The 14,066-nt window shown below is 49.3% G+C and carries 17 protein-coding genes; 14 read left to right on the forward strand and 3 right to left on the reverse strand.

The annotated features are described in order from the left end of the window. Nucleotides 1–305: 305 nt before the first annotated feature. From AC4IE7_RS16765 to AC4IE7_RS16775, 3 genes are all read left to right on the forward strand, one after another. On the forward strand, nucleotides 306–1,316 hold the full coding sequence (locus AC4IE7_RS16765) for a dihydroorotate dehydrogenase-like protein (RefSeq protein WP_490778036.1): 1,011 nt from the start codon (nucleotides 306–308) through the stop codon (nucleotides 1,314–1,316). 122 nt (nucleotides 1,317–1,438) lie between these two features. Further along, nucleotides 1,439–2,206, forward strand: coding sequence for a cell division protein ZapD (gene zapD / locus AC4IE7_RS16770; protein WP_490778008.1), 768 nt, complete (start codon nucleotides 1,439–1,441; stop codon nucleotides 2,204–2,206). Next, entirely contained in the window at nucleotides 2,206–2,397 is a 192-nt protein-coding gene (locus tag AC4IE7_RS16775; protein WP_490778009.1) for a DNA gyrase inhibitor YacG, read from the forward strand. The genes zapD and AC4IE7_RS16775 overlap by 1 nt, the downstream gene beginning before the upstream one ends. On the opposite strand, the gene AC4IE7_RS16780 is transcribed toward AC4IE7_RS16775, so the two are convergent. After that, complete coding sequence (locus tag AC4IE7_RS16780) at nucleotides 2,394–3,065, reverse strand: hypothetical protein (RefSeq protein ID WP_490778010.1); 672 nt, start codon at nucleotides 3,063–3,065, stop codon at nucleotides 2,394–2,396. The two genes, AC4IE7_RS16775 and AC4IE7_RS16780, sit on opposite strands and share 4 nt — an antisense overlap. A gap of 269 nt (nucleotides 3,066–3,334) precedes the next feature. Here AC4IE7_RS16780 and AC4IE7_RS16785 point away from each other — a divergent pair, with 269 nt between their 5' ends. From AC4IE7_RS16785 to AC4IE7_RS16825, 9 genes are all read left to right on the forward strand, one after another. Then, nucleotides 3,335–3,712: a thioredoxin family protein gene (locus AC4IE7_RS16785; protein WP_490778011.1), complete on the forward strand. Its 378-nt coding sequence runs from the start codon at nucleotides 3,335–3,337 to the stop codon at nucleotides 3,710–3,712. Further along, nucleotides 3,712–4,350 carry an MBL fold metallo-hydrolase gene (locus AC4IE7_RS16790; RefSeq protein ID WP_490778012.1) on the forward strand — a complete coding sequence of 213 codons (639 nt, stop codon included), beginning with the start codon at nucleotides 3,712–3,714 and terminating at the stop codon, nucleotides 4,348–4,350. Before AC4IE7_RS16785 ends, AC4IE7_RS16790 begins: the two co-directional genes overlap by 1 nt. Before the next feature lie 246 nt (nucleotides 4,351–4,596). After that, entirely contained in the window at nucleotides 4,597–6,642 is a 2,046-nt protein-coding gene (locus tag AC4IE7_RS16795; protein WP_490778013.1) for a ribonucleoside triphosphate reductase, read from the forward strand. Beyond that, on the forward strand, nucleotides 6,626–6,799 hold the full coding sequence (gene nrdD, locus AC4IE7_RS16800) for an anaerobic ribonucleoside-triphosphate reductase (protein WP_490778014.1): 174 nt from the start codon (nucleotides 6,626–6,628) through the stop codon (nucleotides 6,797–6,799). Before AC4IE7_RS16795 ends, nrdD begins: the two co-directional genes overlap by 17 nt. Next, complete coding sequence (locus tag AC4IE7_RS16805) at nucleotides 6,799–7,446, forward strand: anaerobic ribonucleoside-triphosphate reductase activating protein (protein ID WP_490778015.1); 648 nt, start codon at nucleotides 6,799–6,801, stop codon at nucleotides 7,444–7,446. The genes nrdD and AC4IE7_RS16805 overlap by 1 nt, the downstream gene beginning before the upstream one ends. Before the next feature lie 177 nt (nucleotides 7,447–7,623). Beyond that, nucleotides 7,624–8,190, forward strand: coding sequence for a NapC/NirT family cytochrome c (locus AC4IE7_RS16810; protein ID WP_490778016.1), 567 nt, complete (start codon nucleotides 7,624–7,626; stop codon nucleotides 8,188–8,190). 48 nt (nucleotides 8,191–8,238) lie between these two features. Continuing rightward, nucleotides 8,239–9,171: an ankyrin repeat domain-containing protein gene (locus AC4IE7_RS16815; RefSeq protein ID WP_490778017.1), complete on the forward strand. Its 933-nt coding sequence runs from the start codon at nucleotides 8,239–8,241 to the stop codon at nucleotides 9,169–9,171. Nucleotides 9,172–9,359: 188 nt separating this feature from the next. Beyond that, nucleotides 9,360–9,977 (forward strand): c-type cytochrome, encoded by a 618-nt coding sequence (locus AC4IE7_RS16820; protein WP_490778018.1) that lies wholly within the window; start codon nucleotides 9,360–9,362, stop codon nucleotides 9,975–9,977. 14 nt (nucleotides 9,978–9,991) lie between these two features. After that, entirely contained in the window at nucleotides 9,992–11,290 is a 1,299-nt protein-coding gene (locus tag AC4IE7_RS16825; protein WP_490778019.1) for an FCSD flavin-binding domain-containing protein, read from the forward strand. Between the two features lie 103 nt (nucleotides 11,291–11,393). Here the strand turns inward: AC4IE7_RS16825 and AC4IE7_RS16830 are convergent, their stop codons facing one another. Together AC4IE7_RS16830 and AC4IE7_RS16835 are read right to left on the reverse strand one after the other, a co-directional pair. Then, the gene (locus tag AC4IE7_RS16830) at nucleotides 11,394–12,176 is read right to left on the reverse strand and encodes a c-type cytochrome (RefSeq protein ID WP_490778020.1); all 783 of its coding nucleotides are present in this window, start codon (nucleotides 12,174–12,176) and stop codon (nucleotides 11,394–11,396) included. Nucleotides 12,177–12,514: 338 nt separating this feature from the next. Continuing rightward, on the reverse strand, nucleotides 12,515–12,766 hold the full coding sequence (locus AC4IE7_RS16835) for a hypothetical protein (RefSeq protein WP_490778021.1): 252 nt from the start codon (nucleotides 12,764–12,766) through the stop codon (nucleotides 12,515–12,517). A 116-nt stretch (nucleotides 12,767–12,882) separates the two neighbouring features. Between AC4IE7_RS16835 and AC4IE7_RS16840 the strand changes: the two genes are divergently transcribed. Then, complete coding sequence (locus AC4IE7_RS16840) at nucleotides 12,883–13,500, forward strand: c-type cytochrome (RefSeq protein WP_490778022.1); 618 nt, start codon at nucleotides 12,883–12,885, stop codon at nucleotides 13,498–13,500. A 50-nt stretch (nucleotides 13,501–13,550) separates the two neighbouring features. Then, the gene (locus tag AC4IE7_RS16845) at nucleotides 13,551–14,060 is read left to right on the forward strand and encodes a DUF302 domain-containing protein (protein ID WP_490778023.1); all 510 of its coding nucleotides are present in this window, start codon (nucleotides 13,551–13,553) and stop codon (nucleotides 14,058–14,060) included. Nucleotides 14,061–14,066 lie beyond the last annotated feature (6 nt).

Below are 14,066 nucleotides of genomic sequence, written 5' to 3' on the forward strand. Positions count from 1 at the left end.
CTCTTGACAAGGGATGGGCTATTCCATCCTTAGCTCCGTAAACGGCACATCCCTGTGCCACTCCTGCCGGCGAGCCGCGCCCCGAAGGAAGTGCCCTTGGGGTGCGCCTTGATCTGAGCTACGCTTGTAGCCCTGAGTCTATTAATATCGTATGGCCTGGTTAGTATCAGCCAGTGAGACCTGATTGGGCATCGCGCTAAATTTGGCGCATTTCAACAGGGGTATGTTGACCGAGAAGGAAATGCCTATACTCTGCAAATAATATTTTGTAAACGTAATTTGGAATTCGATCTCAGATGAGTGATATGGACCTTACAACCGACTACCTTGGCTTAAGCCTCAAAAGCCCATTAGTACCTTCAGCCTCTCCGTTGTCACGCAGCATTGATGACGTGCGAAGAATGGAGGATGCCGGCGCATCGGCCGTAATCATGTACTCACTTTTCGAAGAGGCAGTTACTGCAGAAGAGGAGAGCATGGTGCGCTTTCTGCACCACCAGGACACCGGGTTTTCTGAAGCCGATGGATTTCTTCCTGATCATTACGACTTCTCCAACGGTCAAGAGCGTTACCTGGAAAACCTCCAGACACTCAAGAAAGCCGTCGATATCCCGATTATTGCCAGCCTCAATGGCACCACCCCAGGCGGCTGGATTACCCACGCTACTGAGATGGAACAGGCTGGCGCCGATGCCATTGAACTGAACATATATCAGGTTGCGGCCGATATCGAAACCAGCGGCACGGAGATTGAACAGCGCTATATAGAACTGCTGACCCAGTTGGAACAACGGGTAAACCTGCCTATCAACATGAAGTTATCTCCGGCCTTCAGCGCTATGGCCAATATGGTCAAGCAGCTGGAAGCAGCTGGTGCCAGTGGCGTCTCCCTGTTCAATCGCTTCTACCAGCCCGATATCAACATCGACAATCTGCGACTCACCAGCTCACTTCATACCTCCACCTCGTCAGAAGCCCTGCTGGCAATGCGCTGGATCGCAATACTGCATGGGCGCACCAAACTCTCACTGGGGGCGACTGGCGGTATTCATACCGCTGAGGATGCCATCAAGTTACTGCTGGCGGGAGCCGATGTGGTTCACCTTTGCAGCCTGCTGCTCGAACAGGGCCCAGGAGCGATCCGTGGTCTACTTGAAGGTATCGAATCCTGGATGGAGGAGAAGGGCTTTGAGTCAGTTGAGGAGTTTCGTGGCAGACTCAGCCAGGTCAGTGTAGCCGACCCAAGCGAATTCGAACGGGTCAACTATGTACATATTCTGGACAGCTTCAGTTTTGGACCTGGCGTGCGAAGTTAGATGTAGACTATGGCAAAATGATAACAGACACCCACTCTCTTATGCTTCGCGTTAGCAGTCAGCGTCAACCCCTGACATAATAAGCAGCTATTTACTCTGCCAGATGGACCAACAGATCTCTTGTGACTGATCAGATTCACTACGAACATCCATTGAATGAAAGGATTCGCACCTTTCTTCGACTTGAACACCTGTTTCTACAGGTGGATCACTTTCGTCCGCTTGCCGACAGCTGGAGCAACCGGGCTGCGGTTAGTGGTCTGCTCAGTATCATGACTGTATTCGGACGTTCAGACTTGAAGACGGAGATTCTCAAGGAGCTGGAGCGTCATATCAGCAACCTGGAGAGGGTACGTCAGCAGCCGGAGGTTAACATGCAGACCCTGGGGCTGGTTCTGGATGATCTGGAACAGGCGATCCACCAGGTCTATCGAATGGACGGACAGATCGCCCGCAATCTGCGCAATAACGAATTCCTCACTGCCATCATGCAACGCAGTAGCATTCCTGGTGGTGGCTGCAACTTCGACCTCCCCCAGTACCATCGCTGGCTCAATCAGCCCCATGAAGTACGTCAGAACCAGATGAGCGAATGGATGCAGGAATTGCATCCGGTACGCGAAGCTGTGGTGCTGTTGCTCAACCTGGTTCGTGGCAGCAACCTGCCCAGTGAAGAGAGAGCGCTACAAGGTTTTTTCCAGAAAACCCTGGAACCTTCATCACCAGCACAGATGGTCAGAGTGGGTCTGCCGAGACAGACCGATGTCTTCACAGAGATCAGTGGCAATAAGCACCGTTTCAGCATTCGCTTTCTGGAGACTACCGATAGCGGCAAGCCTACTCAGTCCAAGCAGGATATCCCTTTTCAACTCACCACCTGCATCTTCTAATGAAAAGAAAAGCACCGACAACAGTGCCTTGCCCCAACTGTGGCAAAGAGGTCATCTGGGCAGACTCTTCAAAATGGAAGCCCTTTTGCAGCGATCGCTGCCGTCTGATCGACCTTGGGGAGTGGCTGGATGAGAGCCATCGCATCACAGAACCAGTCAACGGATATATCGAAAAAGAGCAATCCGACTAAGCTGAGCCTCGCAAACTTTTCGTTATCTTCTCGCAAACACGTCGAATCTCTTTAATCCACTCAGCTGCTTGCTGGTTGTTTTGGACTAACGGTTCTACCAGAGTCTTCAATTGACTGCAGTGCCAATGAGCCTGGTGCAGTTGCTGCTCCTTCTCCAATCGCTCTGCCTGCTTGATATGGTGGTGATAGAGAGATTCGGCGTGCCTGAAATCGAGTGCTGCAATCAACCGATCCCTATACTCATCGGTCATTGGCGTGAGTAACCGGCGCTCTTTGAGCAGCCAATCCACCTCTTTCAACAGACGCGAAAACTGTTCCAGACGCAGGGCATCCAGATGGGTATCCTGAGGCTGAGCCTTGACCTCTCCCACGGCCTGCTCTGCGGCCTGAATCATCTGATTGATACCCTCGTACTTGTGATGCATCTGCTTCAGCGCCTGCAGACGAACCAAAATATCCTGACGCAGCAAGGTTTCAACCTCCACAGGCACAGGCAGCCCTGGAATACGTTGAATCAAGGCCTCGATCTCAGTTACCCGGTTAAGGATACGCTGAACCTTCTGGTTACGCTCTTCCACGAAGTCGTTATAGCGCTGGATAATACTTGCCAGCACCAGGGTGAGGACTAATAATCCCCCAACCACAATAAATAGTGTTGTCTGCTCCATAGGATCTATCGCTATGTCTCTGTTCTGGTTATTAACCCGGCGATTAAGTATGTTGTCTTCAGGGTTAATAGTAATAATATGCTCGCCCCATAATAGGCTATATGGGGCATGCCAATCAGTTAAATTTTATAAAACCTGCCTTAGAATTAAACTGTAGGTTTTTACCGAAGCCTGAACATAGAACCAGGGCCTGGTAACACTAATCGAATCGGCCCCAAAAATGGGTTATAGGATAGCCTAATATTGAAAACAGTCCTGGAGGGATTCTGATGTCCTGGGTGATGATCATATTACTGCTGATAGCCAGTTATCTTATTCTGGTCCCCCTGCTCACCTACCTCTCGGCAAAGCGCCAGATCGGTCAAAAAGTAGCGACTGATGGCCAGCAAGCAAAGGATCAGTTGATCTACTTCTATAGTGATAACTGCCCTCCCTGCAAAACAATGACGCCTGTGATCGACGAACTGTCAGAGCGTCATGACAATATCAGCAAGATTGATGTTAAGCGTGATCCAGAAGCGGCGAGAGCGTATAAAGTACGTGCTACACCAACATTAATTCTGGTAAAAGATGGCTTCATCGACGATATTCTCCTGGGCGCCAAAAACGCATCTCAACTTGAAACACTTCTGAGCAAAATCAGCTAATGCACTATAAAGTAATCCCCGTAACCCCTTTCCAACAAAACTGCACAATATTCTGGTGCGAAAACACGCGATCTGCTGCGATCATCGATCCAGGCGGGGATAGTGAGCTGATCATTGAGCAACTTAACGATCTCGAGCTGAAACCTGAAATGATCCTGCTCACCCATGGACACCTTGACCATGCCGGTGGCGCAGTGGAGCTGGCTGAAAGACTAGAGGTACCAATCATCGGCCCCAATCAGGAAGATGCCTTCTGGCTCGAAAATATGCAGCAACAAGCCAGTATGTTCGGCTTTGGGGATGCCAGGAATTGTACCCCGGACAAATGGCTGGAACAGGGCGATGAGGTAACAATCGGTGATGAGAGACTGGAGGTGATCCACTGCCCAGGCCATACACCCGGCCATGTCATCTTTTTTCACCGCGACAGCCGGCTGGCTCAGGTGGGTGACGTACTTTTCAAGGGCTCTATAGGCAGAACAGATTTTCCACGGGGCGACCACAACACCCTACTGCGCTCTATAAAAGAGCGGTTGTGGCCTCTGGGGGATGATGTGCGATTCATACCAGGCCATGGACCAGATTCCACATTTGGCGAAGAGCGCCAGACCAACCCCTTCGTCGCCGACGGATTATAGTAAGTTGGGTGAAACCCTGCCGTACCATCCAACTCCACTTTAGCCACCCATCTGCTCGAGACAAACAGACTGACTGGTGCGGCAAGGCCGCACCCATTCTCTTCGAATAGACTATTCGCAGCTCAATTTCTCCGACAGTTGATCCAAGTCAACTCTTACCCTTGAAAACACAACATATAGTGCTTCAATTAGTTGTTACTAACAATATGTTGAGTTAAATCAATAACAATGGGAGGAGAACCCAAGATGTCAGCCACCCTGTCTCGACAGCCACTATCTACGCCCACCAGGATTTTCAAACGTGATGGCAGTAAGGCTGATTTCGATCCGCTCAAGATCCACAACGCCATCCTCATGGCCGGTGAGGCCAGTGGGGAGTTCGACAATGACGAGGCAGAGCTGCTTACCGCTCATGTAATCAAAGTGCTCACCCACACCGGGTATCGGGAGAGAACCCCCAGTATTGAACGCATCCAGGATGTGGTTGAACAGGTGTTGATCAGCGCCAACCATCTGCAAACCGCCCGAGCTTATATTGTCTATCGGGAGCAGCACAAAAAGCTGCGTCAGGATCGCCGTACGCTACTGGATGTCGCGGACTCGGTGAATGAGTATCTACAGCGATCGGACTGGCGAGTCACAGCCAATGCCAACCAAGGCTACTCCTTGGGCGGACTGATATTAAATGCCTCCGGTAAGATGATTGCCAACTATTGGCTCAACCATGTCTACCCACCGGAGATCGGTGAAGCCCATCGAGAAGGGGCACTGCATATCCATGACCTGGATATGCTGGCTGGGTATTGTGCAGGATGGTCCCTGCGGGCCTTATTGCATGAGGGACTGAATGGTGTACCAGGAAAGGTTGAGTCCTCCCCCCCAAAACATATCTCCAGCGCCATAGGCCAGATTGTTAACTTTCTCGGCACCTTACAAAATGAGTGGGCCGGTGCTCAGGCATTCAGTTCATTTGATACCTATATGGCCCCTTTTGTAAGAAAGGATCAACTCGACTACAGCCAGGTAAAACAGGCAATTCAGGAACTGATATATAACCTCAATGTACCCTCTCGCTGGGGCACCCAAACACCCTTCACCAACCTCACCTTTGACTGGGTCTGCCCGGAGGATCTGCGTCAGCAGGTTCCACTGATCGGTGGCATCGAAATGCCCTTCTGTTATGGCGAACTGCAGGCTGAAATGGATCTCATCAATCGCGCCTATATCGAAGTAATGACAACAGGGGACGCCAAAGGCAGAGTATTCACTTTTCCGATTCCAACCTACAACATCACACCGGACTTTCCCTGGGAGAGTGAAAACGCCACAAGACTGTTTAAGATGACCGCGAAATATGGACTACCCTATTTCCAGAATTTTCTTAATTCGGAACTTAGCCCGAATATGGTCAGATCGATGTGCTGCCGCCTGCAACTCGACCTGCGCGAACTATTAAAACGGGGCAACGGTCTATTTGGTTCAGCTGAGCAAACCGGCTCTCTTGGTGTGGTGACACTTAACTGCGCCCGCCTGGGATTTCAATTTACAGAGAACGAAACAGCCTTACTGAAACGCACTGACGAACTACTTAGACTGGCTCGCAATAGCCTGGAAATAAAAAGAAAGGTTATTCAGCGTCATATGGATGCGGGCCTGTTTCCCTACACAAAAAGATACCTGGGTACGCTACGCAACCACTTCTCGACCATAGGGATCAATGGAGTGAATGAGATGATCCGCAATTTCAGCCGAGACAGATTCGACATCACTGACGCTGACGGCAAAGCCCTGGCGGAGCGTTTTCTCGAGCGGATTCGTCAACAAATGGTGGCCTTTCAGGAAGAGACTGGGCATCTTTATAATCTGGAAGCGACTCCGGCTGAAGGTGCAACCTACCGATTTGCCCGGCTCGATCAGAAAAAATTTCCCGACATTCTGCAAGCCGGAACTCAGAACAAACCTTACTACACCAACTCATCGCAATTGCCGGTAGGATATACCGACGACCCATTTGCTGCTCTGCAACATCAGGAATCACTGCAGCGTAAATACACCGGCGGCACGGTGCTGCATCTATTCATGAACGAACAGATCAGCAGTACTGAGGCCTGTAAAAAACTGGTGAGGCGGTCATTGGCTAATTTTCGCATCCCCTATCTGACCATCACCCCGACCTTCTCCATCTGTCCGGTGCATGGCTATCTCAGTGGCGAGCACGAATTCTGCCCCCAATGTGATGATCTATTGATACAACAGAAGCAAAAGGAGCAAGCAGATGACTCAATCCACTGAGTTAAGAGATGAAGAGCGCACCCGCTGTGAAGTCTGGACCCGTGTGATGGGTTACCACCGACCTATCTCAGCATTCAACCCTGGGAAACAGGCAGAACAGGCTGAGCGTCTATGCTATCGGGAACCGCATTCCGAGGTCAGTGAGCAGAAAGCATAGTGAATACCCCCACCACCCCCTCACCCCTCAGGGTGGGGGGGCTGACCCCCATGACCATGATCGACTATCCTGATCAACTGTCAGCGGTAATCTACTGTCAGGGCTGTCCACTGCATTGCGACTACTGCCATAATCCTGAACTCATACCCAGCAATGGCGCCCCACTTATCCCCTGGGGTGAAATAGTGGCATTTCTCGATCAGCGCAGAGGATTGCTGGATGCCGTTGTATTCAGCGGCGGAGAACCTACCTTACAGTCAGCTCTTTTCGATGCAGTAAAAAGTGTAAAAAAGATGGGTTATTTGATCGGCCTGCATACCGCAGGAATCTACCCGATACGATTAGCAAAGTTGTTACCCTATCTGGACTGGGTGGGTCTCGACATCAAAGCTCTTGAAGAGGAGTATCACACCATCACCAGGGTACCCAGTAGCGGTAAATCCCCATGGCAGTCTGCCCAGATACTGGTTTCAAGCAGCACACCCCACCAGCTAAGAACCACGCTTCACCCGATCAATTCAGCCCCTGACAAACAAAAGCTGCTGATCAAAAGACTCAAACTATTAGGTAATATCGATCATGTATGGCAAACCTGTCGGCCCAATGATTGTCATACAGATGAAAGCAATTTCAAGTTACCTCATTAGTTTCTACTAATAATTTCATATGATTTTGTTTACATAGTCTTTTTGCATTGATTATCGACTTGACGTAACATCCGACAGTCAAGAAAAAAATACCCCATCCTATAGGGAACATTTGAGGGGATAATAAGTAAACGACATAAGGAAAAGAGACTACTTTTCCGAAATCGAGGGTGGAGTATGTTCAGAGAGCGCGCTGCCAAACAGTCCGCGGGAAAAATATCTTTAATCCTGGTAGGCATAATTTTCATTGCAGGTATAGCCTTTTCCGGGCTATTCAGCATGGGCCTGACCTATACCAATGAAATGGAATTCTGCACCTCATGTCACTCCATGAAGGTCAATCTCGAAGAGTATAAAGAGTCACTTCACTACAAGAATGCCTCAGGCGTACAGGCAACTTGTTCCGACTGCCATGTTCCTAAGCCTTTCATTCCTAAAATGATCGCAAAAGTAATGGCCGCCAAGGATGTCTACCATGAGATCATGGGCACCATCGACACCAAAGAGAAGTATGAAGCCCATCGCTGGGACATGGCCAACCGTGTCTGGGACAAGATGCGAGCCTCTGATTCCAGAGAGTGCCGCTCATGCCACGAATTCGAGAACATGGATCTCAGTGAACAGGATCGAAGCGCTCGTAAACGTCACCCAAAGGCCATGGATGAAGGCAAGGCCTGCATCGACTGTCACGCTGGTATAGCTCATGAAGAGCCCGACGAGCCAGAAGAGCCCGATACACCATGACTGTCATTATCTGTCACAACCGATATTCACCAGGTATGTAGATAATCCATGAAAAAAACCAGACTGTTAATTGCCACGCTCACCCTGCTGCTTAGCACTGCGCTGATGGCTTCAACTACCGAGGATGAGAGGGAACTGCGGCTTGCAGCGGATGTCGGTGATGTGGAAACCATCACCCATCTTCTGGATAAGGGCGTTTCAGTGGATAGCGCAAACAAGTTTGGCAAGAGCGCTTTGATGATTGCCGTAGAGAGCAATAACTTCGAGACTGTAGTACTGCTACTGAGCCGAGGCGCCAATGTCAATGCGCGCACCGTTGCGGGCTGTACGGCACTGACCTTCGCTGCAGAAAATGGTCATCCGGCACTCACAGCCATGTTACTTGAACGAGGAGCCAATCTTCACGATCGTACACGGGCTGGCTGGGATTCCCTGATGATTGCATCCCGCTACGGCATTACCGACATGGTAGAGCAGTTGCTATTCAAGGGTGCAGATCCAAAGGCTTCAGATAAGCATGGCCAAAATGCCATCATGATGGCGGCAATGAAAGGCCATATCGAAACAACAAGAATGCTTGCCAAGCACCATTCAGATCTGAACAGCAAGGATAAAAACGGTTCTACCGCACTAATTCTGGCTGCAGATGCAGGACATGTGGATACGGTACAAGCTTTATTGGACTACAATCCTGACATCAACGCACAAGACAATGATGGCGCAACAGCGCTCGTCTGGGCAGTAGGTCAGAACGAACTTGAGACAGTAGAGCTGCTGCTGAAAGCCGGAGCCGATGTCAATCTGGCAGATATTGATGGCGTCACGCCGCTTATGGAAGCGGCTCGCACTGGATCTGAAGAGATTACAAAGCTGTTGCTACAGCACAATGCAGATAAAACGAATAAAGATAATGAAGGCCACACCGCAGCAGATATTGCGGCAAAAAAGAAACACAGCAAACTGTCAGGCCTTCTGAAATAAAAGAGCATAGCTCGGGTGGAGACACAGCATGTTGTCATCTGATGACAACATAAAATTGAGTAAAAAAGTTTCCCCTCAAGCTTAGGCAACAGGATCAGTCACTATGCTGCTCCGGTTCGTGTAACAGGGCCAGTTATGTCTCCTGTTATAAACTAGTGTAAGCCTGTTTAAATACCAAAGGAGGTAACATGGCGTACAACAATCTAAAGAGGGCCTTGATCGGGGCGCTGGTACTCAGTGCATCATCTGTGGCTTTCGCTGCTGATGAAAAACCCCTAATGTCGGGCGCCAGTGCCACCATGCTGGCGAACACCTGTGCTGGCTGCCATGGCACCCATGGCGCAAGTGCTGGGCCGGCAACACCAAGCATTGGCGGAATGTCCGCAGTCTACTTCGAAGAAGTCATGCAAGGCTTTAAAGATGCTGAGATTAAATCCACCATCATGACCCGTATCGCCAAGGGATACAGCGAAGATGAAATTAAAGCCATGGGCGAATACTTCAGTAAACAGCCCTTCGTAATGGCCAAACAATCTTTCGACGCTGATAAAGCGAAAAAAGGCGCTAAGCTGCATGACAAGTATTGTGAAAAGTGTCATGCCGACAACGGCACCTCTGCAGAAGATGACTCTGGCATTCTGATGGGCCAGTTGACCCCTTATCTTCACTACACCATGGCCGATTTCAAAGCCGGTGATCGTGAAATGACCAAGAAGATGAAGAAAAAGGTCAATCAACTGCTGAAAAAAGAGGGTAACGATGGTATCGATGCCCTACTCCACTTCTACGCCCAAGGCAAAAAATAAGGGGAATGAGGAATATGAAGATTACCCGAAGAGGATTTGTTAAAGGCGCAGGTGCAGCTACAGCTGTTGGCATGATGGGAACACCCTACATTGCCCTCGGCGCTTCCAAGAAAGTCGTAGTCGTCGGTGGTGGTACAGGTGGCGCAACCGCAGCGAAATATCTGCGTATGGCTGACCCTACCATCGAAGTCACCTTGATCGAAGCAAATAAACACTACTATACCTGCTACTTGTCCAACGAAGTACTGGGCGGTGACCGCAGCATTGACTCCATCAAGTTCGGTTACTCCGGTCTTGGCAAACATGGCGTCAAAGTGGTTCACGATGTAGTAACTGCAATCGACGCAAAGGCCCAAACTGTCACAACTGCTGGCGGTCAAAGCTTTAACTATGACCGTTGTATCGTTGCCCCTGGCATCGACTTCAAGTGGGAAACCCTGGAAGGCTATGACGCTAAAGTTGCTGAGACCATTCCACACGCCTGGAAAGCCGGCTCTCAGACCGTAACACTGCGCAAACAGCTTGAAGCAATGAAAGACGGCGGTACCGTTGTGATTGCGCCTCCTGGCAATCCATTCCGCTGCCCTCCTGGGCCTTATGAGCGCGCTTCACAGATTGCTCACTATCTGAAGCAGCACAAGCCTAAGTCCAAGATCGTGATTCTTGATCCTAAGCCTAAGTTCTCCAAAATGGGGCTCTTTTCTCAGGGTTGGAAAGCGCTCTACGGCTATGAGACCGACAACTCTATGATTGAGTGGCGTGGCAGTGCCCAAGGCTCAAACGATAACGCAGTAGTCAAGGTTGATGCAGGCTCAATGAGTGTCACCACCGGTTTTGATGACACCATCAAGGCTGACGTCTTGAATGTCATTCCAAACCAGAAAGCAGGCAAGATCGCCTTTGCAGCCGGTTTGACCAATGACAGTGGCTGGTGCCCAATCAACCTGCACACCTTTGAATCCACCATGCACAAGAACATTCACGTGATTGGTGACGCTTCTATTGCCAAAGGCATGCCTAAGTCAGGCTATGCGGCAAACTCAGAAGCCAAGGTTTGCGCAGCAAGTGTCGCTGCACTTCTGAATGGCCAGGAACTGGGCACTCCAGCTTATGTGAATACCTGTTATTCCATCGTAGGCAAAGAGTGGGGCATCTCAGTTGCGGCTGTATACAAGCTGGCTGAGGATGGTTCTAAAATCACCAAGGTTTCTGGTGGTCTTACCCCAACCGATGCAACACCTGAAATGCGGGCACGTGAAGTGGCCTATGCACACAGCTGGTTTACTAATATCACCAACGATATTTTCATGTAAGCCTACTGAGGATCATGGATTGATTCAAAAAAAGCGGGGCAATGCCCCGCTTTTTTTATCTCTTTAAACCACCCCTGCCCTGGAAGGTGATCCCTATGGTCTACTATGGCCTTGCTGGCCTCATAGGACGTGGAGGACGCTGATCGATGCTGTAGCCCGCCCCTGAATGTAGATTTGCAGGCCGTGCAAATTTTGGGAAATCCGGATTTCTCCAGCCCGGTTCTGCCAGCTTCTCTTTCGGTGGCTTAATGCGCGAAACATAATCCAACACCGCGCGGATATCCCGATGGCTGAAGCCATGTATCTGCTTGACCATCTTCTTATCCGCATTTCTACGTCTCTCACTCTTTATCCATTCAAACTGACGCAGCAGGTAACGGTAGTGTTGACCGTATATCGCAGGAATATGATCGTCCAGTATGCCCTCCCCATTATCACCATGACACTCAGTGCAGTTGTCCTTATAGAGCCGCTCACCCAGCATAAGGTCGTTACCCGGTCCTATACCATTGTGTGGACTCATGGGTAACTTAGAGATATAGGCAGCCACATCTGCAATCTCCTGTGCACCACCAAGAAGCTGCGGAGAAGTAAATGGCAACATGGTTGGGTTATCTCTATTTCTAGCACGGATATCCGCCAGTTGTTTGACTAAAACAGTAGGTAATTGACCGGCAACCTGGGGATAGGCACCACTTTCGAGCCCCCATCCTTCAGGGGTATGGCAGACAGCACAGATGCGGTAGACCTTTTTACCATTCTCCATGCTGGGAGTAAGATTCAAAGCCTCTTCATACTCCCGCATCGCATCATCTGAAGGTTCAGCCACACAGTGGGCCGATGACAACAAGCCAATAAACAAAGCTGCCAAAATAGACTTTCTCATTGAAACTCCTGAATTCAATATCGCTTGCGTGGCATCTCACCGGGTAGATCCAACCACCAGCCAACGCAATGCATATCAAACTGTAGCTATTCAAGGAACGTTTGAACAAGTCATGGTTCGAACCAGACTTAAATCATAGGTTCTTTAATGTGATGATAAACTTTTTATATGCATCGATGCGCTTATTTTAAACACCTCAGTGTTTAATATAGCGAGGCATATGCCGCTGCACAATAAAGAAAACAACATGATCGACAGTATAGGTGCCAATAGTCATCTAATAACGAATAAGAAGACTGAATTTTTTACTATTAACACACTTTAAACCAGGAAATTATTCAACTAGAGTCAGGATAGAATACTCTGAATTTGCCGAGCAATTCCCACCAACTATTTACCTGGTGACCAAATAGTTTAATTTCAGGGCTAAAGGCATGTTTTTGATCATGAGGTGGCTTGCAGAGAAGAGCTATTCTCTTGTCAAAAGCCGCATCACCAAGCAAGGGCACGTTAGAAGCCCCAGACGATTCGATAACAATAAAGAGATGCAGTAATCCCGCTTGCAGCAAGCCACAAAAATGCTGCTGCAACAATTTTCAACAAGCTTCATAAATTAAGAGTGCGAGCAGACTCACTGCGGCTGAAATTAAACTATTTGGCCGCCGGGTTAATAATAACGATCATTCACAAAACAGGTGCCGATAGTATGAACAGGCTATTCTTACCCTTACTCCTAATTCTCTCCACCCCTATGACGATCCAGGCTTTCGACCTGGAAAACGGACAACGTCAAGCAAGAAGCTGCGCACTTTGCCATGGATACTATGGCCAGGGGACACCAGGACCAGCCTCACCTCGCCTGGCAGGAACACCTGCCGGGTATATGATCAAACAGATCGAGGCCTATATCAAAGAAGACCGCATTAATCCCAGAATGGTGATTACCTCATCCCTACACTCATTGAGCGAAGATGATATCGACGACATCGCGGCCTACTATGAAAGTATCAACCTTGATAAGATAAACCCGGTATTGAATCATATCCCTCTATGGAAAGGAGATACGGCTCTTGGTAGAGAACTTTACGAGGGGGATTGTAAAAGTTGTCATCGCAAAAACGGTATGGGCAAATCCCGCAAAGGCATCCCAGCCCTGGCTCTGCAATATCCCCGTTACCTATTCCGCCAGATCAAGATGTTTCAGTGGGACAAACGGGTACACGACGATGATCCTGAAGACGACACCTTCGATAACCTTTCAGACAAAGAGATCGAAGCACTTCTCTCCTATGTCTCTTCGATGGCACCCAATAACATGAAGTAATTGGACATCTCGTCAACACTAAATATAACGAAAACATTTGGGAGAACCCTATGAAATTACTCAAGGCCGCGGGACTTGCACTTCTGATCAATCTGGCTTTTCTATCTGCATCTACAGCAGCAGAGCAGCCGGAAATCAATATTACAGACATCAAGCAGACTGTGGTGCAGATGAGCATCAAGGATGGTGTGAGTAGAGAGGATGCGATACAGGCACTGATGTCCAGAGCGACTGAGATCAATCTCAAATTCGTCGCCCGTCAGCAAGTCTCAAAAGAGCTTGAGGCACGTGGACTGAAGACCCCCTATCTCGACATCTTCCAGTTCTGTAATCCAGAGGATGCGAGGCAAATGATCATGCACGACCCAATCTATGCTGCCTATATGCCCTGCCGTATTGCCATGGTAGAGGATAAAAAAGGACAACTCTGGCTGATGATGCTCAATCTCGACATGCTGATCAACAGTGAACTGCTACCACCTGATTTGACTGAGATTGCAATTCGAGTCAACCAGGCAATGTTGGATGTCATGGTTGCAGGTGCGACCGGAGAATTTTAGCCGGAT

The sequence above is a fragment of the Candidatus Thiodiazotropha sp. AKAK3 genome, from assembly GCF_058244645.1.